Here is a 23675-nt window from a genome sequence, read left to right on the forward strand (position 1 = left end):
TCGCGTCAGCGCGCGACGAGCGCGCCGACGATATGATCGAGCTGCCGCCGGAAGGTCGCATGGTCGGGCACGGCATGCACCAGCCCGCGCGCGGTCCAGCATAGAGCCTGCGCCATACTGCCCGCGCGCGCGACCGCCGAGCCCGGGCCGCTGAACCGGATCGCTTCGGCCATCGCGGTGACCAGCCGGCGCTCGGCCGCGCGCACCGCCTCGGGCGGATCGCGCTGGAGCATCGCCACGATCTCGGCGCCGTGTGGCGAGGCATGGAGCGCGTCCATATGCCGGCCGACCCACGCGTCGAGCGCATCGGTCAAACGTTCGGCGAGCGTCTTTGCGGGCTGGTCGATGCTGGCGAGCGCCGCAACCAACGAGCTGTCGATCAGGCGTTTCGTCGCCCAGCCGATCAATGCCCCCTTCGACCCATGCCGGTTATAGAGCGCTTGCCGCGACACACCGAGCGCGCGCGCAACATCCTCCATCGATGTCTTGCGCAGGCCATAGCGCGCGAAGGTCGCGACGATCGGATCGAGAGGGAAATCGCCCGGCATGATCGCGATTTTACAGTTTATATGTATATTGTAAAATTGATAAAATCGGGGCTTCGGCTGGTGCAATAGGTTTGCATGGACTGGCGGCCGGAGCCCCGCTGGGCTAGCGCAGGGCCATGTCGATCACATCAGACCTTACCCTCGCCAATCGCCTCGCCGACGCCGCCGGCGAAGCGATCCGTCCGCTCTTTCGCTCAAACTGGACGCACGAGGCCAAGGCCGACGCTTCCCCCGTGACCGAGGCCGACCGCGCCGCCGAGGCCGCGATGCGCCGCCTGCTCGATGCCGAGGCGCCGCGCGACGGGATCATCGGCGAGGAATATGGCGCCGAGCGCCCCGACGCGTCGCGCCAATGGGTGCTCGACCCGATCGACGGCACCGTCAGCTTCATGGCGGGCCGCCCGATCTTCGGCACGCTGATCGCGCTGCTCCAGGACGGCTGGCCGATCCTCGGCATCATCGACCAGCCGATCGCGGGCGAGCGCTGGGTCGGCGCGCTCGGACAGCCGACCTTGTTCAACGGGACGCCCGCGCGCACGCGCCCCTGCCGCACCCTTGCCGATGCGGTGCTCGCGACGACCGGCCCGCAATATTTCGCCGACCATGACGCCGAACATTTCATGGCGCTCGCGGCGAAGACGTCGCACAAGCGCATGGTCTTCGGCGGCGACTGCTATAATTATGGCCTGCTCGCGAGCGGTCATATCGACCTGGTGGTCGAGGCGGGGCTGAAGCTCCATGATTTCGCCGCCCTCGCGCCGATCGTCGAAGGCGCGGGCGGGACGATGTGCGACTGGAACGGCGACCCGCTGAGCGCCGACAGCATGGGGCATGTCATCGCACTCGGCGACCCCGCGCGGCTCGAGGATGTGATAGAGGGACTCGCCTGTCACCACTGACAAGGAGAGGAACGGACATGGCTTTTGAAGGAAGCTGCCATTGCGGCGCGGTGACCTACACGGTCGAGGGCGACATTCCGGGCACGGCGATGAGCTGCAACTGCTCGCATTGTCGGCGCAAGGGCTTCCTGCTCGCCTTCGTGCCCATCGACCAGTTCCGGCTGGAGAGCGGCGCCGAAAAGCTCGGAAGCTACAAGTTCAACAAGCATAATATCGACCATCAATTCTGCATCGACTGCGGGTGTCAGGGCTTCTCGGTGGGCACGGGTCCTGACGGATCGAAGATGGCGGCGGTTAACCTACGCTGCGTTCCCGACGCCGACCTCGATGCGCTCAATATCCAGAAGGTCGACGGCGCGAGTTTTTAGGCGCTCCTGTTGCGGTGCCGGCCCGCTCCCCCACCCAGCCTCCCTAGGCTACTATCGTTGGGGAGGCCGGGTGGGGGGAGCGGGCCGGCACCGTATCCACGGCAGCGGACAAAAACTCCCCCGAATCGCTTGCATTTCCGGGCGAATCCCCCTAAGCGCCCCGCTTCCGATTGTGTCGGCTGGCTGAAAGGGCTGCCAGGCCGATACGCAAACGGACTTCCAAAGGAGACCAAAATGCCCAAAATGAAGACCAAGAGCGGTGTGAAGAAACGCTTCAAATTCACCGCTTCGGGCAAGGTGAAGCACGGCGTCGCCGGCAAGCGCCACCGCCTGAGCAGCCACAATGCAAAATATATCCGCACCAACCGCGGCACCAGCGTGCTCAGCGATTCGGATGTGGCCCATGTGCGCCTCTGGGCGCCCTACGGCCTGAAGTAAGGAGCGCTAAGGCATGTCACGCATCAAACGCGGCGTCACCACGCGCGCCAAGCACAAACGCGTATTAGAACAGGCGAAGGGCTATTATGGCCGTCGCAAGAACACCATTCGTGTCGCCAAGCAGGCGGTCGAAAAGGCCGGCCAATACGCTTATCGCGACCGCAAGGTTAAGAAGCGGAATTTCCGCGGTCTGTGGATCCAGCGCATCAACGCCGCGGTCCGCGCCGAAGGCCTGACCTATTCGCAGTTCATGCACGGCGTGAAGCTGGCCGGGATCGAGCTCGACCGCAAGGTCATGGCCGACCTCGCGATGAACGAAGGCAATGTCTTCGGGGCGATCATCGCTCAGGCGAAAGCGGCGCTGCCCAAGGCAGCCTGACGCTTTTCAGCCAAGGCAAACGAAACAAGGGCGGCCCCCATCGGGGCCGCCCTTTTTCTTTGGGATTTTGCAGGATCGGGACGCGGGCCGCGCGACGCTACTGCGTGCTGTTGCACGTCTGTCCGCTGATCACCGTATAGCGCTCGGCCCGTGCCATGCAGGCATTGCTGAACGTCTTGCGCTTCCCTCGCTTCACCGCGCAGACCGGCGCATATTCCTGCGTACAGGCCATCGGCCTTTCGGGGCGCGGACGTTCCGGATGGGGCATGCTTTCCATGCATCCGGTCGTGAGGAAGATGGTGACAAAGCCAATAGCCGGCAGCGCGGAAATTTTCATGGCAACTCCCCTTCAATCCGGCCCCTGCCGGATTTCGGGATGGTGATCCGCAATCGGGCCGGTTGCAAGGCCCCTCGGCTCATCGCGCAAATTCGGGTCGCTGCCCTGAGAAGCGCCCTTCAAAGGAAGAGGCGGCGCCGGGCTCCCGCCCCGCACCGCCCCGACAATGGTTCCAGTGGAAACCATCGCCCCCCGCCCGATCCGAATAGCCGTGGGTCGCAGAAAGCTGACGGCCGGAACGAAGCTCGGAAAATCAGTCGTCTGTTTCAGGTCCCCGCCAAGCCCCATCCCCTTGGCGTCACGCGGCGATTCTCCTCACACGCCCCCTTCGGAGCGGACCACGCAACTATGCCGCAGCCGCCGCGTATAAAATTGTAAGAACCCGACAAATATTGACGCCGGGGCATTGTTTTTCATGCACTTCGCCATCTAGGAATGGGACAGCATGCCGCACAGCGACGCATCTCCTCTTTTCCCGGCCGGCGCGCGCGTCGCCACGCGCTTCTTTCCGCTGTCGCCCGCCCTGCGTCCCTATGTCAGCACTATCTATCTGAGCGAAGTCGCCGGAACCGACGGCAGCCGGGTCGAGGATTATCTGCACCCCGAATGGGCGAACCTGCGATTCGTCGAAGGCGACCGGCCGCTCGCGGCGATCGGCGACAGCCCGGTGGTCGAGGCGCCCCACTTCGTCGCCACGGGTCCGACAAGCACCGCGACCTATTTCGCCGCAGGCAATATGCGCGCCTGGGGTATCGGCATTCTGCCGATGGGCTGGGCGAAATTCATTCCCTTATCCGCCGAAGACCTGGCCGACCGGCTGACCGACGGCAGCGCGCATCCGGCCTTCGCACCGTTCGCCCCCTTGCTCGGCGCCTTGCGGCACGTGAATGATGTCGACGTCGCGGCGGCGCTGATCGACGCCCATGTCTGCGCCCTCCTCGCCGACGCGCCGCCCGACGATCCGGTGATCCTCGCCGCGCATCGGGCGCTGGTCGACGACGAGGTGACGAGCGTCGCCGATCTGTCGGCGAAACTGTCGCTCTCCGAACGTTCGATCGAGCGCCTGTGCCACCGCGCGTTCGGCTTTTCGCCCAAATTGCTGTTGCGGCGCCAGCGCTTCCTGCGCTCGCTCGGCCGGTTCATGCTCGACCCGTCGATGGCGTGGATCGATACGATGGATCATCATTATTACGACCAGGCGCAATTCACCCGCGACTTCCAGCGCTTCATGGGGATGAGCCCGCGCGACTATGCCGCGCGGCCCAAGCCGATATTGGGCGCCGCGGCATTCGCGCGCGCCGCTGCTGCCGGCGCCGCTGTGCAGGGCCTGCACAAGCCCGCCGGATAGGGCCGTTTTCCGCCAAGTGACTTGACCCGCGCGCCGCCTTCGGTGCAAGCGGCAGGCGACGGACGCGCGGGCAGCCGCCCCATCCATAGAATCAGAGAAATGCAGGCCGGCAGCGCCAGCGCCGCCGGAACAGGACGAACACAATGAGCGACATTCAGGCCATTCAGACCCGGCTGGTGGACGATATAGCAGCAGCCGCCGATCTCGATGCAGTCGAGGCGCTGCGCGTCTCCGCGCTCGGCAAGGCGGGGACGATCACCGCCCTGCTCAAGACGCTGGGCGGCATGACCCCCGACGAGCGGCAAGCGAAAGGCCCCGAAATCCACGCGCTGCGCGAAACGGTCACCGCCGCGCTCGGCGCGCGCAAGGCGGCGCTCGATGCCGCGGCGCTCGACGTCAAACTCGCCGCCGAAGCGATCGACATGTCGCTGCCCGCCGACGCGGCGCCGCGCGGCAGCGTCCACCCGGTCAGCCAGGTGATGGATGAGCTCGCCGAAATCTTCGCCGACATGGGCTTTGCCGTCGCGACGGGTCCCGAGATCGAGGACGACTGGCGCAACTTCACCGCGCTCAACATTCCCGAAACGCACCCCGCGCGCGCGATGCACGACACCTTCTATTTTCCCGACCAGATGCGGGGGGGCGCCGACGCCGGTCCGGGCGAAGGCGGCCGCATGCTGCTGCGCACGCACACCTCGCCGGTGCAGATCCGCACGATGATGTCGCAGGAGCCGCCGATCCGCATCATCGCGCCCGGCCGCGTCTATCGCAGCGACAGCGACGCGACTCACACCCCGATGTTCCACCAGGTCGAGGGCCTCGTGATCGACCGCGGTATCCATATGGGCCACCTCAAATGGACGCTCGAAACCTTTCTCAAAGCCTATTTCGAGCGCGACGACATCGTGCTGCGCCTGCGCCCCAGCTATTTCCCCTTCACCGAACCCTCGGCCGAGGTCGATGTCGGCTATAAGCAAGAGAAAGGCCGGCGGATCGTCGGCGGCAACGGCGACGACGACGGCCATGCGTGGATGGAGCTGCTCGGCAGCGGCATGGTCAACCGCCGCGTCATCGCGAACTGCGGGCTCGACCCCGATGAGTGGCAGGGCTTCGCCTTCGGCGTCGGTGTCGACCGGCTCGCGATGCTCAAATATGGCATGGATGACCTGCGCGCCTTCTTCGACGGCGACCTTCGCTGGCTGTCGCACTACGGGTTCGGCGCGCTGAGTGTGCCCACGCTCAGCGGGGGGATTTCGGCATGAAGATCACCCTCGACTGGCTCAAGGAGCATCTCGACACGAGCGCGAGCGTCGACGACGTCGTCGCGACATTAAACCGCATCGGCCATGAGGTCGAAGGCGTCGAGAACCCCGCTGAGAAGCTTGCGGGTTTCCGCGTCGCGAAGGTACTCACCGCCGAACGCCATCCGCAGGCCGACAAGCTGCAGGTGCTCACCGTCGACACCGGCGACGGCGGCGCGCCGCTGACCGTCGTGTGCGGCGCGCCCAATGCGCGCGCGGGCCTGATCGGCGTGCTCGGCCTGCCCGGCGCGGTCGTGCCCGCGAACGGTATGGAGCTGAAGGTCGCGGCGGTGCGCGGGGTCGAATCGAACGGCATGATGTGCTCGACGCGCGAACTCGAGCTTGGCGACGATCATGACGGGATTATCGAACTCCCCGAAGACGCCCCGATCGGCACGCCCTTTGCCGATTACAGCGGCGCGGGCGATCCGGTGATCGACATTTCGATCACCCCGAACCGGCAGGACTGCATGGGCGTGCGCGGGATCGCGCGCGACCTCGCCGCCGCGGGGCTCGGCACGCTGAAGCCGCTCGATATCCCGACGATCGTCGGCGAGGGTGCGCCCGCGACCGAAATCCGCACCGACGACCCCGAGGGCTGCCCCGCCTTCTTCGGCCGCACGATCAGCGGCGTCACTAACGGCACCGCCCCCGAATGGATGCGCCGCCGGTTGGAAGCGGTCGGGCAGCGCTCGATCTCGGCGCTCGTCGACATCAGCAATTATGTGATGTTCGACCTCGGCCGCCCGAGCCACATCTATGACCGCGCCCAGCTGACCGGCGCACTCGCCGCGCGCCGCGCGAAAGACGGCGAGACGGTCACCGCACTCAACGGCAAGGACTATGTGCTCACCGACACGATGACGGTGATCGCCGACGATCATGGCGTTCACGACATCGCCGGCATCATGGGCGGCGAGCATAGCGGGTGCAGCGAGACGACGACCGACGTGCTGATCGAGGTCGCCTATTTCACCCCCGAGCGCATCGCGCTGACCGGCCAGGCGCTCGCGCTGACGAGCGACGCACGCAGCCGCTTCGAGCGCGGGGTCGATCCGGCGTTCCTCGACGACGCGACCGCGATCGTCACCGCGCATGTCCTCGCGATCTGCGGCGGCACGCCCTCGGCCGTCACGCGCGCGGGCGCGCCGCCCGCCGAGGTGAAGACGGTCGATTACGATCCGGCGCTGTCGGCGACGCTCGGCGGCATCGCGATCGCCCCCGAGCGGCAGAAGGAAATTCTCGGCGCGCTCGGTTTCAGCGTCATCGACGCAGCAAGCGGGGGGGGCGGCCGCTGGCAGGTAGCGGTGCCGAGCTGGCGCCGCGATGTCGACGGTGCCCCCGACATCGTCGAGGAAGTCACGCGCATCACCGGCTTCGACGCCGTGGCATCGGTGCCGCTGCCGCGCACCGACGGCGTTGCGAAGCCGACCGCGACTCCCGAACAGCTCACTGAACGCCGCGTGCGCCGCGCTGCCGCCGCCGCCGGGTTCGACGAAGCGGTGACCTGGTCGTTCATCAGCGAAAGCGACGCTGCATCCTTCGGCGGCGGCACGTGGAGCCTCGCCAATCCGATCAGCGAAGACCTGAAAGTCATGCGCCCGTCGCTGCTCCCCGGCCTGCTCGCCGCGGCGCAGCGCAACCAGAATCGCGGCGCGAACAGCATCCGCCTGTTCGAGATCGGGCGGCGCTATCTGTCCGACGCCGAGCATCCGACGCTCGCCATCCTGATGGCGGGCGACAAAAGCGCGCGCGGCTGGCAGGCGGGCAAAGCCGCGCCGTTCGATGCGTTCGACGCCAAGGTGGCGGCGCTCGCGTTGCTCGAAGCCGCGGGCGCGCCCGCCGACCGGTTGCAGGTGATGGAGGCGGTCACGCCGGGCAACATCTGGCACCCCGGCCAGTCGGCGACGCTGCGGCTCGGCCCCAAGGCGGTGCTCGCCGAGTTCGGCGCGCTCCACCCGCTGCTGACGCGCGCGTTCGACGTCGACGGCCCGGTGATGGCGGTGCAGATCTTCCTCGACGCGATCCCGGCGAAGCGCGCGAGCGGACCCGCGCGCGCGGCGTTCACGCCGCCCGCGTTGCAATCGGTGCGCCGCGACTTCGCCTTCCTCGCGCCGACCAGCCTGACCGCCGCCGATCTGGTGCGCGCGGTCCGCGGCGCCGACAAGGCGGCGATCGTCGATGCGCGCCTCTTCGACCGCTTCGCGGGACAAGGCGTGCCCGAGGGTCAGGTGAGCCTCGCGATCGAGGTCGAGCTGCAGCCGCTGGAGAAGAGCTTCACTGAGGTCGAACTGAAAGCGATCGCCGACAAGGTGGTCGCCGCGGCGGCAAAGGTCGGAGCTGCGCTGCGCGGCTGATCTTTGCGGCGGCGAGGAAGAAGGGGAGAGTTTGATATGGACACCCGCCATCTCGTCGACCGCGAGATCGCGCCGATCATCGACCTCTTCCCGCGGGTCGATCTCGACGCGGCGCCGATCGCCCAGATTCGCGCCAGGGCGGCGGAGACCTATTCGATCCTGCCGCAACCGGTCATCGCGCCCGAAAGGCTGCTCGTGCCGTCGATCCATGGCGGACCCGACATCCCGGTGTTTCTGTATCGCCCGGCGGAAACGCGCCCGGGTGGCGGCGCGATCCTGCACATCCATGGCGGCGGCATGGTGATGGGATCGGTCGAACAGATGCAGGCGGGGCCCGCCGCGCTGGCGGCCGCAGCAGGCGTTCCCGTCGCGTCGGTCGAATATCGCCTCGCTCCCGAACACCCTTTCCCCGCGCCGCAGGAAGATTGCCATTCGGCGCTGACGTGGCTCGCGGGGCAAGCCGATGCGCTCGGCTTCGACGCGGGCCGGATCATCGTCGCGGGTGAGAGCGCGGGCGGCGGGCTGGCCGCGGCGCTCGCGATCATGGCGCGCGATCTCGGCGGCCCGGCGATCGCGGGCCAGCTCCTGACCTATCCGATGCTCGATCACCGGACCGGCAGCGATGCCTGTCCGTACCAGAATCCCACAACCGGCGAATTCATCTGGACGCGCGCGAGCAACCGCTTCGGCTGGCGCGCGCTGCAGGGCGACTACAAGATCGACGACGCCCGGCGCGGCTGGTTTTCGCCGAGCCTTGCCGAAGATCTGTCGAACCTGCCCCCCGCCTATATCGCGACCGGCAGCCTCGACCTCTTCTTCGACGAAAATCTCGACTATGCGCGCCGGCTCGTCGCGGCAGGGGTGCCGGTCGACCTGCACAGCTATGCCGGCGCAATTCATGCCTTCAACGCGATTCCCGACGCCGCGCTGTCGCAGCGTTTCAACGGCGGACTGCTGGCGGCAGCGGCGATCATGGCAGGACCCGCAGGCAGCTGAGAGGCACGCATCTTGCGATATGGTTTTGGCGGAATATTGCCCTATATCGGACCCAAGATGAGGGACGGACATGCCCGATCATAGCCAGTATCAGCTTTTCGAAACCGCAGCCGGCGTCGCGGCGATCGGCTGGAAGCACAGCGGCATAACGAGCTTTCGCCTGCCTGCGCCGACCGCGGCCGAAACCGAGCGCGCCATTTTGCGCCACCTGCCCGACGCGGTGCGGACCAAGCCCCCGGCCGAAATAGCGGCGGTCATCGACGCGGCGATCCGTTATTTCGAAGGGAAACGGATCGAGTTTTTCGACGTAGCGATCGATCTGGGCGAGCAGCCGCCCTTCTTCGCGCAAGTCTATGCTCTGGTGCGCAAGCTCGGCTGGGGCGAGACGACCACCTATGGCGCCGTCGCACGCGCGCTGGACGTGGGCCCCGAACATGCCCGCGCTGTCGGGCAGGCGATGGCGACGAATCCCATGCCGCTGATCATCCCCTGTCACCGGGTCATGGCTGCCGGGGGCGGAATCGGCGGATTCTCTGCGCCCGGCGGCTCGACGTCCAAGGCCCGGATGCTCGAACTCGAAGGCGTACCCGTCGCCGTCGCGCCGGTTCAACACGGGTTCGATTTCTAGGCCGCGACGGCATCCTCGCCGTGGCTCGTCGCCGCTTCGAGCAGGCGTTTCTCGAGGCTCTTTACCCGCGCCGCGCTGTCGATCTTGTCGCCGATCAGGTCGGTGACATAGAAGGTGTCGACGGCGCGTTCGCCATAGGTCGCGACATGCGCGCTGTGTACCGTCACCTTCGACTGGAACAGCGCATAGGCGAGCTGGTTGAGCAGCGCGGGACGATCCTGCGCGTTGACCTCGATCACCGTAAACCGATTGGAAGCCTTATTGTCGACAAAGACGTTGGGCGCGACGCGGAACGCCTCGGCGCGCGTGCGCGGCAGCGCCCGCGCTTCGAGTTTGGGCAGCAATTTGTGGCGGTTGGCGAGCGCATCCTCGATCGCGCGCGTCAACCGGTCGATCTGCCCTGCCTCGGCAAACGGCCGGCCGAGCGGGTCCTGGACGAGGAAATTGTCGAGCGCGAGCCCGTCGCGCGTCGTGTGGATGCGCGCATCGATGATGTTGCCGCCGGCAAGATGGATGCCGCCTGCCATGCGGTAGAACAGCCCCGGATGGTCGGCGGCGAGTACCATCACCAGCGTCGCGCCGCGATCCTCGTCGGGCACCGCGGCGATGTGGAGCGGGGCGTCGCCCGCTTCGCGGATGTGGCGCAGGTTTGCCGCGATCACTTCGACCGGTTCGGCGATCCAATAGCTTTCGGGCAGCGGTCTGATCAGTTTGGCGAAGCCCTTGTCATCGAGGCCGAGCAGCACTTGCGCCGCTTCTTTCTTCGCCGCAATCCGCGTCTCGCGCCCCTTCTGCTTGTGGCCGAGCCGCAGCACTTCCTCGGCGGCGTCGAACAATTCGGTGAGCAATTGGCGCTTCCAGCTGTTCCACACACCGGGGCCGACCGCGCGGATGTCGACGACGGTGAGCACGAGCAACAGGCGCAGGCGTTCGGGCGATTGCACGACCTGCGCGAAATCGAGGATCGTCTTGAAATCGGCGAGGTCGCGCTTGAACGCGGTCGCCGACATGAGGAGATGATAGCGCACGAGCCACGAGACGGTCTCGGTCTCCGCCTCGTTCAATCCCAACCGCGGGCAGACGCGCAGCGCCAGTTCGGCGCCGAGCACGCTATGGTCGCCGCCGCGCCCCTTGGCGATGTCGTGGAGCAGCACCGCGACATAGATGACGCGCCGCGAATGGATCTGGTCCATGATCGCGGTCGACAGCGGATGATCGTCCTTGAGCCGGTTCTGCTCGATGTCCGCGAGCAGCCCGATCGCGCGGATCGTATGCTCATCGACGGTATAATGATGATACATGTCGAACTGCATCTGCGCGACGACGCGGCCGAAATCGGGCACGAAGCGACCGAACACCCCCGCCTCGTTCATCCAGCGCAGCACCGTTTCGGGATCGCGCGGGCTCGTCAGCACGTCGAGGAACAGCTCGTTCGCGCGCGCGATGCGGCGGACCCCGCGCGCGTCGATCAGCTTCGCATCGTGGCGCGCCTGCCGCATCGCCTGCGGATGGATTTCGAGGCCATGCTTGTCGGCGAGCGCAAAAATCTCGACCAGCCGCACCGGGTCCTGCTGAAAAAAATCATCACTCGGCAACGCGAGCCGGCCGCGGTCGAGGACGAAGCCGTGGAGCTTGCCCGGGCGCCGCCGGATCGTCGGCAAGAAGCGCCGCCCGCGCGCCGCCATCTGGTCGTCGAGATGCGCGAGGAAGGTGCCGGTGACGTCGCCGACGCTTTTGGCGTGGAGGAAATAGAGCTGCATGAAGCGCTCGACCGCGCTCTTGCCCGGCCGGTCGGCGAAGTGCATCCGCCGCGCGATTTCGGGCTGGAAGTCGAAGGTCAGCCGGTCCTCGGCGCGGCCGGCGAGAATATGGAGGTGACAGCGCACCGCGAGCAGGAAATTTTCGGCGCGCGCGAACTGGCGAAGCTCGCGCCCCGACATCAGCCCCGCGTCGACCAGCTCGGGCACGGTGCGCACGCGGTGGATGAACTTGCCGATCCAGAACAGCGTGTGGAGGTCGCGCAGCCCCCCCTTCCCTTCCTTCACATTGGGCTCGACGACATAGCGCGAGTCGCCCATGCGCTTGTGCCGCTCATCGCGTTCGGCGAGTTTTTCGGCGACGAACGCGCGCGCATTGCCCGCGACGACCTCGGCATCGAAGCGCGCCGACGCTTGGTCGTAAAGCGCGCGGTCGCCCCAGATGAAACGCCCTTCGAGCAGCGCGGTGCGGATCGTGAGGTCCTCTTTCGCGGCGCGCACCATCTCGTCGAGCGAGCGGCTCGAATGGCCGACCTTCAGCCCGAGATCCCACAAAGTATAGAGCTGCGCTTCGATCACCTGTTCGGTCCAGCTCGTCTGCTTGAACGGGGTGAGGAAGCCGATGTCGATATCGCTGTGCGGCGCCATTTCGCCGCGGCCGTAGCCGCCGACCGCGATCAAAGTGATCCGCTCGCCCGCCGAGCGGTTCGCCGACGGATACAGATAGCCGGTGGTGAAATCATGGCTGAGGCGGATGATCTGATCGATCAGGAACGCCGTCGCATTCGCCGCGACGCGCCCCGAAGACGGGCGTTCGAGCAGCCGGCGCTCGATCTCGGCGCGGCCAGCTTCCAGCGCGCCCTTGAGCAGATCGACCATTGCGCGGCGGCGTTTGCCCGTGTCGCTCGTTTCACCGGCGATCTCTTCGAGCCGCCCCGCCAGCGCGCGGCGATCGATGATCGCGCGGCGCTGGTCGAGGTTGTCGAACAGGTCGCTCATCGCTCGTCGGCCATCAGCCGCTTGAGCGTGTAAAGCGCGTCGAGTGCCTCGCGCGGGGCGAGCGCATCGGGATCGATACCTGCCAGCGCCTCGCGCAACGCATCCTTCACCGCCGCGGGCGCCTCGGCGAGCGTTGCGGCGAACAGCGGCAGATCGTCGAGCCCTGCCGCGAGCCCGCCGGTCTTCTCACGCCCCGCCTCGAGCTTGGCGAGCACCGCTTCGGCGCGCTTCACCACCCCCGCAGGAACGCCCGCGAGGCGCGCGACCGCGAGGCCGTAGCTGCGATCGGCGGGCCCCTCGGCGAGTTCGTGGAGCAGCACCAGATCGCCCTGCCATTCGCGCGCGCGGACATGGTGGAGCGACAGCGCGTTCAGCGTTTCGGCGAGGCGCGTCAGCTCGTGATAGTGGGTCGCGAACAGGCAGCGGCACTTGTTGACCTCGTGCACCGCCTCGACCACCGACCAGGCGAGCGCGAGCCCGTCGTAAGTCGAGGTGCCGCGCCCGACCTCGTCGAGAATGACGAAGCTTTGCGGGGTCGCCTGCGCGAGGATCGCTGCGGTCTCGACCATCTCGACCATGAAGGTCGAGCGCCCGCGCGCCAGATTGTCGCTCGCGCCGACACGGCTGAACAGCCGGTCGACGAGCCCGAGCTTCGCTGACGCCGCCGGCACGAACCCGCCCGCCTGCGCGAGCACGACGATCAGCGCATTCTGGCGCAGGAAGGTCGATTTACCGCCCATGTTCGGGCCGGTGACGAGCCACAGTCGGTCGCTTGTCGAGAGTGAGACATCGTTGGGGACGAAACGCTCGCCCGATTTCGCCAGCGCGGCTTCGACCACCGGATGCCGCCCGCCGCTGACGTCGAGGCACGGCTCGTCGGCGAGGTCGGGGCGGCACCAATTGTGGCTCATCGCATGATCGGCGAGTGCCGCGGCGACGTCGATGCGCGCGAGCACGTCGCAGCTCGCGGCGATCGCCTCGCGCCGCGCGATCGCGGCGTCGGTCAGCGATTCGAGGTGCGCCATTTCGGCAGCGATCGCGTGGACGCCCGCCTGCGTGACCCGGCTCGCGGCTTCGTGGAGGTCGGACGAGTTGAAGCGAACAACGCCCGCGAGCGTCTGGCGGTGGGTGAAGCCCGATTCGGGAGCCATCAGCGCGTCGGCGTGCTTCGCGGGCACTTCGACATGATAGCCGAGCACGCCATTGTGGCGGATCTTGAGCGAGGCGATGCCGGTGCGGTCGCGATAGTCGGCTTCGAGCAACGCGATCGCCTTGCGCCCGTCGCGTGCGGTTTCGCGCAGCGCGTCGAGCGCATGGTCGTACCCTTCGGCGACATAGCCGCCCTGCGCGGCGTCGACCGGCGGGGTTTCGATCAGCGCGCGGCTGAGTTCGTCGACGAGCGTGCCATGGCCGTCGAGCCCCGGAAGCAGCCGCGTGAGCAAAGGCGGCAGGTCGGGCCGGCGCGCGAGACGTTCGCGGAGCAGCCGCGCGCCGCCGAGCGCATCGCGCAGCTGCGCGAGGTCGCGCGGTCCGCCGCGCCCCGCGACGAGGCGGCCGAGTGCACGCCCGGCATCGGGGAGCGCGCGAAGCGCCGCGCGGAGCTCGCCGCGCCACAAGGCATCGCGCGCGAGCCCGTCGACGAGATCGAGGCGGTCGAGGATCGCGTCCTTGTCGGTCAGCGGGCTCGCGAGATCGTCGGCGAGCAAGCGCGCGCCCGCCGCGGTGACGGTGCGGTCGATCGTACCGAGCAGGCTGCCGTCGCGCGCGCCCGCCATCGTGCGCACAAGTTCGAGGCTCTCGCGCGTCGCGGCGTCGATCGCCATGCGGCCCGAAGCCAGATGCCGCACCGGCGGCTGGAGGAAGGTCGGCCCGCCCGTCCCGACATGGTCGAGATAGGCCACGAGCGCGCCCATCGCGGCAATCTCGCCGCGGCCGAACTGGCCGAAACCGTCGAGCGTCTGGACGCCGAAGAAGGCTTCGAGTCGTTTTTGCGCGGCTGTGCTCGAAAAGTCCGAGGATGGCCGGCGCACGATCTGCCGCGCCGACGAGATCGGCAGCTCCTCGGCGCTTTCGCTGAGCAGCAATTCCGACGGCGCGAGCCGCGCGAGTTCGGCATCGACCGCTTGCGCGGGCACCGCGACGACCTCGAAGCGCCCCGTCGAAATATCGGCCGCAGCAATCGCGACCTCACCGTCGCTGCCGATCTGCGCGAGCGCAGCGAGCCGGTTCGCGCTGCGCCCTTCGAGCAGCGATTCTTCGGTCAGCGTGCCCGCGGTGACGAAGCGCACGATATCGCGCGCGACGAGCGCCTTCGATCCGCCGCGTGCTTTCGCTTCAGCGGGCGTTTCAATCTGCTCGGCGATCGCGACGCGGTGCCCGGCACGGATCAGCCGCGCGAGATAGGATTCGGCGGCGTGGACGGGCACGCCGCACATCGCCACCGGCTGCCCGTCGTGCTCGCCGCGCGACGTGAGCGCGATGTCGAGCGTCGACGCCGCCGCCTTTGCATCGTCGAAGAACAGCTCGAAGAAATCGCCCATGCGATAGAAGAGCAGACAATCACCCGCCTTGTCCTTCAGTGCCCAATATTGCGCCATCATCGGCGTCGCGGCGGGCGCGGGATTGTTCATATTGGCAGCGGAGCGGGCGGTGACAGGCATGCGACATGCTTAGGAACGGATATGGGGCCGTGGCAAGACGCGCGCGCGATTCGCGGGTTCCATTTCCGCTTGGCGACGCTAGGGAATGGGCTCGGGCGCGCATCTTGTGAATTCATTTGAGAGGATAAACGATGGATAGTGGCAGCAAGGTGCAATTTTCGGACCGCGAGGCGCTGCTGTATCACGCCTATGGCCGGCCCGGGAAAATCGAGATCGTCGCGTCGAAGCCGATGGCGACGCAGCGCGACCTCAGCCTTGCCTATTCGCCCGGCGTGGCAGTTCCAGTGAACGCGATCGCCGAGGATCCGGCGAAAGCCTATGACTATACGATCAAGGGCAATCTGGTCGCGGTGATCTCGAACGGCACCGCGATCCTCGGGCTCGGCAACCTCGGCGCGCTCGCATCGAAGCCGGTGATGGAAGGCAAGGCGGTGCTGTTCAAACGCTTCGCCGACGTCGATTCGATCGACCTCGAGGTCGATACCGAAGACCCACAGGCGTTCATCGACGCCGTGGCGCTGCTCGGACCGAGCTTCGGCGGCATCAACCTGGAAGACATTGCCGCGCCCAACTGCTTCATCATCGAGGCGGCGCTGAAAGAACGCATGAACATCCCGGTGTTCCATGACGATCAGCATGGCACCGCGATCATCACCGCCGCGGGCCTGATCAACGCCTGTTACCTGACGGGTCGCGACCTTGCGACGGTGAAGGTCGTCGTCAACGGCGCCGGCGCCGCGGCGATCGCGTGCACCGCGCTGATCAAGGCGATGGGCGTGCGGCACGAAAATGTCATTATGTGCGACCGCAAGGGCACCATCTATCAGGGCCGCACCGAGAGCATGGACCAGTGGAAGTCGGCGCATGCGGTGCCGACCGAAGCCCGCAACCTGACCGAAGCGCTGGTCGGCGCCGACGTGTTCCTCGGCCTGTCGGCCGCCGGCGCGCTGAAGCCCGAGATGGTGAAGGACATGGCGCCCGCGCCGATCATCTTCGCGATGGCGAACCCCGACCCCGAAATCTCGCCGCCCGATGCGCGCGCGGCGCGGCCCGACGCGATCATCGCGACGGGGCGCTCGGACTATCCGAACCAGGTCAACAATGTGCTCTGCTTCCCGTTCATCTTCCGCGGCGCGCTCGACGTCCATGCGACCGCGATCAACGAAGAGATGAAGATCGCGGCTGCGTACGCCATTGCCGACCTCGCGCGCCAGCAGGTGCCCGAGGAAGTCGCCGCGGCCTATGGTGGCCGCGCATCGAGCTTCGGCCCCGAATATATCATCCCCTCGCCCTTCGATCCGCGCCTGATGGAAATCGTCCCCGCGGCGGTCGCCGAAGCGGCGATGAAGACCGGCGTCGCGCAGCGGCCGATCGACAATCTCGACGAATATCGCACGCAGCTCCGCGCCCGGCTCAATCCGACCACCTCGGTGCTCACCCTCGCCTATGAAGCCGCACGCAACAATCCGAAGCGCGTCGTCTTTACCGAGGGCGAAGAGGAAGTCGTCCTGCGCGCGGCGATCCAGTTCCGCGATGGCGGTTACGGGATCCCGGTGCTCGTCGGGCGCGAGGGGCTGCACGATAAGCTCCGCGCGATGGGCGTCGCCGATGCCGAAAGCTTCGAGGTCCACAACAGCGTCAATTCGCCACACGTGCCGCAGATGGTCGACATGCTCTACGAACGGCTGCAGCGCCGCGGATATCTCCGCCGCGATGTCGAGCGCATGGTCAATCGCGACCGCAACATCTTCGGCTCGCTGCTGCTCAAAATGGGACTCGGCGATGCGATGATCACGGGCACGACGCGGACCTATTCGCAGACGATGCGCGAAATCCGGCGCGTGATCGACCATGCCGAGGGCAAGACGCCGTTCGGCATCCACATCCTGGTCGATCAGCATCACACCATCTTCATGTCCGATACGACGGTGAACGAGCGGCCGACCGCCGAGATGCTCGCCGATATCGCCGAGCGCACCGCGCAGGTCGCACGCCGCATGGGTCACGAACCGCGCGTCGCCTTCCTCTCCTATTCGACCTTCGGCAATCCCGAAGGAAGCTGGCTCGAAAGCATCCGCGAAGCGGTGGCGATCCTCGACCAGCGCAAGCCCGCCTTCGAATATGAGGGCGAAATGGCACCCGACGTCGCGCTCAACGAGAAGGTGATGAAGAATTACCCCTTCTGCCGCCTCTCGGGCCCGGCGAACGTGCTGATCATGCCGGGGCTGCAATCGGCCAATCTCTCGGCGAAGCTGCTCCGCGAACTCGGCGGCGGCGCCGTCATCGGCCCGATGCTCGTCGGCATGGAAAAGCCGGTACAGGTCGCGACGATGGCGTCGACCGCGTCGGACCTGGTCACCCTCGCGGTGCTCGCAGCAGGCGGGATCGCGCAATAAGAAAAAGCGGCGGTGCCCTGGGGCGCCGCCGCTTTCCTGTCCGTTGCCGGTGAAGGTTTATCGCCCGCCGGGGGCCCCCGCACCCGGCGCGCCGACGGCGCCGATATTGCCGAAGATATCTTCAAAGAAGCTGCGATGACGGCCGAGCGTCGGCGTCTTGTCGCCTTCGGGGCTGATCTTGCTCACCAGTTCGAGACCCGTACGATCGACCGCGGCGACATTGCCCGCCGCATCGAAGCGGACGCGCAGCACCTGCTGATCGACCGGGCGCGGCTTGGCAAAGGCGAGCTGGCGCGTTTCGCGCGAGACATAATAATATTCATTGTCGCTAAACTGGCCGACGAAGGTCGGGCGGCCGAGCGTCTTTTCGACCGACTCGCGGTTGTCGACGCCCGGCGTGATCGCTTCGGTCAGCAAAGGATCGACGACATAGCCCTGCCGCCCCTTGAGCTGCGCGCAGCCGCTGGCGGTCAGTGCGACGGCAAGGCCGAGCACGACGAGGCGCGCGCGCGGGACAGGAAGCGAAAGGATCGAATTCGGCATCAAATATCTCCGTTGCGCCTGTCCGCCGCTTGTCCGGGCGGTCGGCGCTGGCTCTCGCGCCTCTTAACCGCAAGCGGACAGCACGCACAAGCTGCTTGTGCCGCAGCAAAGCTTGCCACAAGCTGACCGGCGGCTCTTTTCGGGCGGCCCGAATGCGCCTAAGCAGCTGCTATGTTCTCACTCCGCAAATTCTTCGTATCCGACCCCGACCCGCGCGAGGCGCGCCGCCCGCTGTGGAACGCCGTCGTCGCCACCGCGCGCGCGCCGCACTGGTATGCCGAGGGCACCGTTCCCGACACGCTCGACGGGCGGTTCGACATGATCAGCCTCGTGCTGGCGCTCGTCCTGCACCGGATCGACGACGAGCCGGCGCGCGGGCTCGCGGGCGTTCAGCTCACCGAATTGTTCGTGAACGACATGGACGGGCAGATGCGCCAGATCGGCTTTGGCGACATGGTCGTCGGCAAGCAGGTCGGGCGGATGATGAGCGCACTCGGCGGGCGGCTCGGCGCCTATCGCGCCGCCGATGGGTCGGACGAACTGCGCGACGCGCTGGTCCGCAACCTGTGGCGCGGCAACGAGCCTGCCGAAGCGGGGATAGCGCATGTGATGACCGAGGTCGCGGCGCTGCGCGCTGCGCTGGCGGCAACGCCCGTGGCCGATCTGGTCGTCGCCGACCGCATCGGAGCGGTGCTTTGAACACGCCGCCCGAATTCTCGCTGATCGTGACGCTGGCCGACGCCGCGCATGGCCGCACCCTTTCGGTCGAGGCCGATGCCGAGACGCGCGCGCGGATCGCCAAGCGGCTGGCGCTGGTCGCGCTCGACCGCTTCGCCGTCACCGGCGAAGTCCGCGCGATCGCCGGCGGCATCGGCGCGAAGGGCGAGGTTCGGGCAAAAGTGGTGCAGGCTTGCGCGGCGACCGACCTGCCCGTTCCCGCGGCGATCGTCGAACCCTTTGACCTGCGTTTCCTGCGCGATGTCGATGCGCCGGTTGGCGAGGATGAAGAGATCGAGATCGGTAGCGACGAGCTCGACCTGCTGCCGCTCGAGGGCGACCGGGTCGACCTCGGCGAAGCGGCCGTGCAGACCCTCTCGCTCGCGCTCGATCCCTTCCCGCGCCATCCCGACGCCGATCGCATCCTCGCCGAAAAAGGCGTGCTCAGCGAAGAAGCGGCCGGCCCGTTCGCCGCGCTCGCCAAGCTGCGCGGAAAGCCCGGCGCCTAGCGGCTTTCGTCGGGGGCGGGTTTTGCCTCTTCCTCGACCAGATCGGCGACCGCGGCGCCCAGCCCCGGTTCTTCCTTTGCGGGCGGCGTTTCGGCCTTCGGTCTCTCCGCCCCCTCGCCGGCAGCCTTCTCGTCGCGCGTCGGCGGTAGCGCGCCGCCGAGCGCGTTGGCGAGGCCGAGCAGCTGCTCGCCGATCACCTTGTCGACCGCGGGCGCGATATCGGCGACCTTGAAGCGCATATAGCCGCCGACGACATAGTCGAAGCGCAGCGCGCTGCCCGTCGGGGTTTCCTTGATCTGGATCGTCAGTGTGGCGGTCAATGCCTCGCCCTGCAGCGGCCCGAACGCACCCGACAGGCGCAGCATCTGGTTCGGTTTCGAAAAGAGGATGCGTGCGTGCTGAACGCTGCCGACGCCCGACCCGGTGTCGGGCAATTTCTCGCAGAAACAGCCGCCCGCCTGCTGATCGAGCCAGAAGTTCGCGGCGTCGCCCGACCAGCTATGATCCTTCGACCACCAGCTTTGCGGCATGCGGAGCATTTTCCAGACATCGGCGGGGGTCGCGGCGACCTGCGCCGTATGTGCGACGGCAAAGCCCGCCTCGCCCTGGTCGACGACCTTGGCGTTTGCAGCCGGCGCGAACGCGAGCGCCGCGATCATCGCCATGCCTGCGAAATATCTGGAAATTGCCATCAGCCTGTCCCCCTTGGCGCCTCAATAACCGGCGCCGGGGGGACTGGCTAGCCTCAGCCCGCGAGGATGGTTTCGATCGCGTCGTTGACCTGATCGATCGGCGCCATGCCATCGACGTGCGTCACGATCCCGCGCGCCTCATAGATCGGCAGGATCGGCGCGGTCTTGGCGCGATATTCGGCCATGCGCGTACGCACCGTTTCCTCATTATCGTCGGGGCGGCGCTTGAATTCATCGCTGCCGCAAACGTCGCAAGTGTTTTCGACCTTGGGCAGCTTGTAGCGATCGTGATAGCCGGCACCGCATTTGGCGCAGCTGAAGCGGCCGGTGATGCGATCAACGAGCGCATCTTCCTCGACCTGCAGCTCGATCACATGGTCGAGCTTGCGGCCGCGCGCCGACAGGATGCCATCGAGCGCTTCGGCCTGCGCCGCAGTGCGCGGATAGCCATCGAAGATCACCGAAACATCGCTGCCGAGCTGGTCAAGCCGCTCGCCGATCAGGCCCGAGACGATCTCGTCCGAGACGAGCTCGCCCGCATCCATCACGGCTTTGGCCTGCACGCCGATCGGCGTCCCCGCCTTGACCGCCGCGCGGAGCATGTCGCCGGTCGAGAGCTGGACCATGCCATGCTCGTCTTCCAGGCGCACCGCCTGCGTTCCCTTGCCCGCCCCCGGCGGACCCAGCAAAATGATATTCAGCGTCATGGAAGCCCCTGTTGCCTCTGCCCGTATCGCAGTTGCCGTAGCGAGCGCCTTAGCGCCGCGCAACGCCGCCTTTCAATTTGGCCTTCTTGATCAGGTCGCCATATTGATGCGCGAGCATGTGGCTCTGAATCTGGCTGATCGTGTCGATCGTGACGTTGACGATGATCAGCAGGCTGGTGCCGCCGAGCTGGAACGGCAATCCGGACCCGGCGATGAAATATTCGGGGATCAGACAGATCGCCGCCAGATAGGCCGCACCGAGCACGGTGATGCGCGTCAGCACGAAATCGAGATAGGCGGCGGTGTTCTTGCCCGGACGGATGCCCGGGATGAAACCATTCTGGCGCTTCAGATTGTCGGCGGTTTCCTCGGGGTTGAAGACAACCGCGACATAGAAGAAGCAGAAGAAGATGATGCCCGCGGCATAGAGCGCCATATAGAGCGGCTGGCCGTGCGCGAGATACTGGTTGAGCGTGATCAGGAAATCGCCGGTCGCGGTATCGCCCTGGACGTTCTGACCCATCATCTGCGTGACGGTCAGCGGCATCAGCAGCAGCGACGAGGCGAAGATCGGCGGGATCACGCCCGCGGTGTTGACCTTGAGCGGCAGGTGGCTGCGGTCGGCCTGCATCACGCCGCGCTGCGTCGCGCGCTTCGGATACTGGACGAGGACGCGGCGCTGCGCGCGCTCCATGAAGCTGATGAACGCGATGATGACGATCGCGCCGCCGAGCACCGCGAGGATCGTGCCGCCGCCCATAGAGCCTTCGCGCACCTGCGTGAACATCTGGGCAAAGCTGCGCGGCAGCTGCGCGAGAATGCCCGCCATGATGATCAGCGACACACCGTTGCCGATACCACGGCTGGTGATCTGTTCGCCGAGCCACATCAGGAAGAGGGTACCGCCGACGATGCTGATTACCGCACCGATACGGAACATCATGCCGGGGTCGACGACCGCGGCGATGCCCTGCGTCGCGCCGAGCGATTCGAGCCCGACGGCGATGAAATAGCCCTGGATCGCGGTCAGCGCGACGGTGCCGTAGCGCGTATATTGGTTGAGCTTCTTGCGCCCGCTTTCGCCCTCTTTCTTGAGCGCGGCGAGGCTGGGCGACAGCGCGGCCGCCAGCTGCACGACGATCGACGCCGTGATATAGGGCATGACGCCGAGCGCGATGATGCTCATGCGTTCCAGGCTGCCGCCCGAGAAGGTGTTGAAGATGTCGAGGACGCCGCCCGATGCGGCCTGGCTGTAAAGCGACGCCAGCGCAACGGGGTCGACCCCCGGCAGCGGCACGAACGACAGGAAACGGAAGACGATCAGCGCGCCGATCGTGAACCAGATGCGGTTCTTGAGTTCGGTCGCCTGACCGAACTTCGAAAAGTTCAGGTTGGATGCAAGCTGGTCGGCGCGAGAGGCCATGGGTGTTTTCCTCGGATATTCCGGACCGCGCCCCCCGCGACCCGGCGCCTATGTGCGTTCGGCGTGCACGAAGCGCAAGGGGAAAGGCCTATTTTGCAACGCAGCTCGTCGATACCGGCTGCATCATCCGTTCGCATCGAACGGGAAATAACAGATCGTCAAACGACGAAGGGCGACCCGTATTCCGAGCCGCCCCTTCGCCTGATTATTCCGCCTTGGCTTTGGCGCGGCGCTGGGCCTTCTTGCCTTCGCCTTCGGCCTTGGGCTCGGGCAGTTCGACCTTGCCGCCAGCCTTTTCGACCGCTTCGATCGCGCCCTTCGACGCGCCGGCAACGGCGAAGTTCAGCTTCGCGGTGAGTTCGCCCTTGGCGAGGAGGCGGACGCCGTCCTTGCCGCCACGGGCAACGCCGGCCGCCTTGAGCGCGGCGTGATCGACCACAGCCTTGGCGTCGAGCTTCTTCTCGTCGATCAGCTTCTGCACCTGACCGAGGTTCACGATCGCGAAGTCCTTCGCGAAGATGTTGTTGAAGCCGCGCTTCGGGATGCGCATGTGGAGCGGCATCTGGCCGCCCTCGAAGCCGTTGATCGCGACGCCGCTGCGGGCCTTCTGGCCCTTCTGGCCGCGGCCGGCGGTCTTGCCCTTGCCCGAACCGATGCCGCGTCCGACGCGCATACGGCCCTTGCGGGCGCCATTGTTGTCACGAAGTTCGTTAAGCTTGATAGTCATTGCACTCGCTTTCGCTTTTATCGCGCTGATAAATAAGGGTCGGGTCGCGAGGGGCTCAGCCCTCGACGACTTCGACCATGTGCGGCAGCTTGCGGATCATACCGCGCACTTCCGGGGTGTCGACCAGTTCGACCTCGCGGTTCATCTTGCCCAGGCCGAGGCCGGTCAGGATCGCACGCTGGCTCTTGGGACGACGGATCGGCGAACCGATCTGGCGGATCTTGATCTTCTTGTCAGCCATCGTCTTACTCCGTCACCGCCGCGGCTTCCGCCTCGGCTGCGCGGTCGGATGCACCGCCACGCTTGATCAGGTCCGAAACCTTCTTGCCGCGGCGCTGCGCGACCGACTTCGGGCTGGTCTGCTCGCCGAGCGCTTCGAAGGTCGCACGGATCATGTTGTAGGGGTTCGAGGTGCCGACCGACTTGGTCACCACGTCGGCCACGCCCAGCGATTCGAACACGGCGCGCATCGGGCCACCGGCGATGATGCCCGTACCGGCGGGTGCCGAACGCAGCGTCACATTGCCGGCACCGAAATGGCCGCGGCCATCATGGTGCAGCGTGCGGCCATCGCGCAGCGGAACGCGAATCATCGCCTTCTTCGCGGCAGCGGTTGCCTTCGAAATGGCTTCGGGCACTTCGCGCGCCTTGCCATGACCGAAACCGGCGCGGCCCTTGCCGTCGCCGACGACGACGAGCGCGGCGAAACCGAAGCGCTTGCCGCCCTTCACGGTCTTCGAGACGCGGTTGATGTGGACGAGCTTTTCGATCAGCTCTTCGCCACCCTCTTCGTCGCGCGGGCGACGATCGTCGCGGCGGCCACGGCCACCGTCACGACCGCCACGGCCACCATCGCGGCCGCCGCCACGGCCGCGGCGCGGAGCCTGGCCATCGGTGGGGGCTGCTTCGGGAGCGCCTTCGACGTTCTGTACTTCGTCTGCCATGA

23 protein-coding genes are annotated in these 23675 nt (G+C 66.7%); 12 read left to right on the plus strand and 11 right to left on the minus strand.

The window, feature by feature from the left end; translation table 11 throughout:
- Window positions 1-5 precede the first annotated feature (5 nt).
- On the minus strand, window positions 6-548 hold the full coding sequence (locus V8J55_RS05435) for a TetR/AcrR family transcriptional regulator (protein ID WP_336444679.1): 543 nt from the start codon (window positions 546-548) through the stop codon (window positions 6-8).
- A gap of 116 nt (window positions 549-664) precedes the next feature.
- On the opposite strand from V8J55_RS05435, the gene hisN reads away from it, so the two are divergent.
- From hisN to rplT, 4 genes are all read left to right on the plus strand, one after another.
- A complete protein-coding gene (hisN, locus tag V8J55_RS05440; RefSeq protein ID WP_336444680.1) occupies window positions 665-1447 on the plus strand; it encodes a histidinol-phosphatase in 783 nt (260 codons plus the stop codon).
- A 17-nt stretch (window positions 1448-1464) separates the two neighbouring features.
- Window positions 1465-1815, plus strand: a complete 351-nt coding sequence (locus V8J55_RS05445) for a GFA family protein (protein WP_336444681.1) — start codon at window positions 1465-1467, stop codon at window positions 1813-1815.
- Between the two features lie 234 nt (window positions 1816-2049).
- Window positions 2050-2253: a 50S ribosomal protein L35 gene (rpmI, locus tag V8J55_RS05450; RefSeq protein WP_167920064.1), complete on the plus strand. Its 204-nt coding sequence runs from the start codon at window positions 2050-2052 to the stop codon at window positions 2251-2253.
- A 13-nt stretch (window positions 2254-2266) separates the two neighbouring features.
- Window positions 2267-2632, plus strand: coding sequence for a 50S ribosomal protein L20 (gene rplT / locus V8J55_RS05455; protein WP_037515683.1), 366 nt, complete (start codon window positions 2267-2269; stop codon window positions 2630-2632).
- A 97-nt stretch (window positions 2633-2729) separates the two neighbouring features.
- Here rplT and V8J55_RS05460 read toward each other — a convergent pair whose 3' ends face one another.
- Window positions 2730-2969, minus strand: a complete 240-nt coding sequence (locus tag V8J55_RS05460; RefSeq protein ID WP_336444682.1) for a hypothetical protein — start codon at window positions 2967-2969, stop codon at window positions 2730-2732.
- A gap of 445 nt (window positions 2970-3414) precedes the next feature.
- On the opposite strand from V8J55_RS05460, the gene V8J55_RS05465 reads away from it, so the two are divergent.
- The 5 genes from V8J55_RS05465 to V8J55_RS05485 all read left to right on the plus strand — a co-directional run bounded on the left by V8J55_RS05465 (window position 3415) and on the right by V8J55_RS05485 (window position 9599).
- A complete protein-coding gene (locus tag V8J55_RS05465) occupies window positions 3415-4317 on the plus strand; it encodes a helix-turn-helix domain-containing protein (RefSeq protein WP_336444683.1) in 903 nt (300 codons plus the stop codon).
- 143 nt (window positions 4318-4460) lie between these two features.
- A complete protein-coding gene (gene pheS / locus V8J55_RS05470) occupies window positions 4461-5579 on the plus strand; it encodes a phenylalanine--tRNA ligase subunit alpha (RefSeq protein WP_336444684.1) in 1119 nt (372 codons plus the stop codon).
- Window positions 5576-7975 (plus strand): phenylalanine--tRNA ligase subunit beta, encoded by a 2400-nt coding sequence (gene pheT / locus V8J55_RS05475; RefSeq protein ID WP_336444685.1) that lies wholly within the window; start codon window positions 5576-5578, stop codon window positions 7973-7975. Before pheS ends, pheT begins: the two co-directional genes overlap by 4 nt.
- 36 nt (window positions 7976-8011) lie before the next feature.
- On the plus strand, window positions 8012-8971 hold the full coding sequence (locus V8J55_RS05480) for an alpha/beta hydrolase (protein WP_336444686.1): 960 nt from the start codon (window positions 8012-8014) through the stop codon (window positions 8969-8971).
- Window positions 8972-9041: 70 nt separating this feature from the next.
- Window positions 9042-9599 carry a methylated-DNA--[protein]-cysteine S-methyltransferase gene (locus V8J55_RS05485; RefSeq protein WP_336444687.1) on the plus strand — a complete coding sequence of 186 codons (558 nt, stop codon included), beginning with the start codon at window positions 9042-9044 and terminating at the stop codon, window positions 9597-9599.
- On the opposite strand, the gene V8J55_RS05490 is transcribed toward V8J55_RS05485, so the two are convergent.
- Together V8J55_RS05490 and mutS are read right to left on the minus strand one after the other, a co-directional pair.
- Window positions 9596-12355, minus strand: coding sequence for a [protein-PII] uridylyltransferase (locus V8J55_RS05490; RefSeq protein WP_336444688.1), 2760 nt, complete (start codon window positions 12353-12355; stop codon window positions 9596-9598). The two genes, V8J55_RS05485 and V8J55_RS05490, sit on opposite strands and share 4 nt — an antisense overlap.
- Window positions 12352-15015 carry a DNA mismatch repair protein MutS gene (mutS, locus tag V8J55_RS05495; protein ID WP_336444689.1) on the minus strand — a complete coding sequence of 888 codons (2664 nt, stop codon included), beginning with the start codon at window positions 15013-15015 and terminating at the stop codon, window positions 12352-12354. Before mutS ends, V8J55_RS05490 begins: the two co-directional genes overlap by 4 nt.
- A 131-nt stretch (window positions 15016-15146) precedes the next feature.
- On the opposite strand from mutS, the gene V8J55_RS05500 reads away from it, so the two are divergent.
- On the plus strand, window positions 15147-17411 hold the full coding sequence (locus tag V8J55_RS05500; protein ID WP_336444690.1) for an NADP-dependent malic enzyme: 2265 nt from the start codon (window positions 15147-15149) through the stop codon (window positions 17409-17411).
- Between the two features lie 57 nt (window positions 17412-17468).
- Here the strand turns inward: V8J55_RS05500 and V8J55_RS05505 are convergent, their stop codons facing one another.
- On the minus strand, window positions 17469-17954 hold the full coding sequence (locus V8J55_RS05505; protein WP_336444691.1) for an outer membrane protein assembly factor BamE: 486 nt from the start codon (window positions 17952-17954) through the stop codon (window positions 17469-17471).
- Between the two features lie 171 nt (window positions 17955-18125).
- On the opposite strand from V8J55_RS05505, the gene V8J55_RS05510 reads away from it, so the two are divergent.
- Both V8J55_RS05510 and V8J55_RS05515 read left to right on the plus strand, forming a co-directional pair.
- On the plus strand, window positions 18126-18653 hold the full coding sequence (locus V8J55_RS05510) for a ubiquinol-cytochrome C chaperone family protein (protein ID WP_336444692.1): 528 nt from the start codon (window positions 18126-18128) through the stop codon (window positions 18651-18653).
- Window positions 18650-19180, plus strand: coding sequence for a YceD family protein (locus V8J55_RS05515; protein WP_336444693.1), 531 nt, complete (start codon window positions 18650-18652; stop codon window positions 19178-19180). Before V8J55_RS05510 ends, V8J55_RS05515 begins: the two co-directional genes overlap by 4 nt.
- Here V8J55_RS05515 and V8J55_RS05520 read toward each other — a convergent pair.
- From V8J55_RS05520 to rpsE, 6 genes are all read right to left on the minus strand, one after another.
- Window positions 19177-19872 (minus strand): hypothetical protein, encoded by a 696-nt coding sequence (locus tag V8J55_RS05520; RefSeq protein WP_336444694.1) that lies wholly within the window; start codon window positions 19870-19872, stop codon window positions 19177-19179. The genes V8J55_RS05515 and V8J55_RS05520 overlap by 4 nt on opposite strands.
- Before the next feature lie 53 nt (window positions 19873-19925).
- Window positions 19926-20579, minus strand: a complete 654-nt coding sequence (locus V8J55_RS05525) for an adenylate kinase (protein WP_336444695.1) — start codon at window positions 20577-20579, stop codon at window positions 19926-19928.
- Window positions 20580-20628: 49 nt separating this feature from the next.
- Entirely contained in the window at window positions 20629-22002 is a 1374-nt protein-coding gene (gene secY, locus V8J55_RS05530; RefSeq protein WP_336444696.1) for a preprotein translocase subunit SecY, read from the minus strand.
- Window positions 22003-22207: 205 nt separating this feature from the next.
- A complete protein-coding gene (rplO, locus tag V8J55_RS05535) occupies window positions 22208-22729 on the minus strand; it encodes a 50S ribosomal protein L15 (RefSeq protein WP_037515667.1) in 522 nt (173 codons plus the stop codon).
- A gap of 55 nt (window positions 22730-22784) precedes the next feature.
- Window positions 22785-22970 carry a 50S ribosomal protein L30 gene (gene rpmD, locus V8J55_RS05540; protein ID WP_325542430.1) on the minus strand — a complete coding sequence of 62 codons (186 nt, stop codon included), beginning with the start codon at window positions 22968-22970 and terminating at the stop codon, window positions 22785-22787.
- Window positions 22971-22974: 4 nt separating this feature from the next.
- On the minus strand, window positions 22975-23673 hold the full coding sequence (gene rpsE, locus V8J55_RS05545; protein ID WP_037515665.1) for a 30S ribosomal protein S5: 699 nt from the start codon (window positions 23671-23673) through the stop codon (window positions 22975-22977).
- Window positions 23674-23675 lie beyond the last annotated feature (2 nt).

The sequence above is a fragment of the Sphingopyxis sp. CCNWLW2 genome (assembly GCF_037095755.1).
Classification (GTDB): domain Bacteria; phylum Pseudomonadota; class Alphaproteobacteria; order Sphingomonadales; family Sphingomonadaceae; genus Sphingopyxis.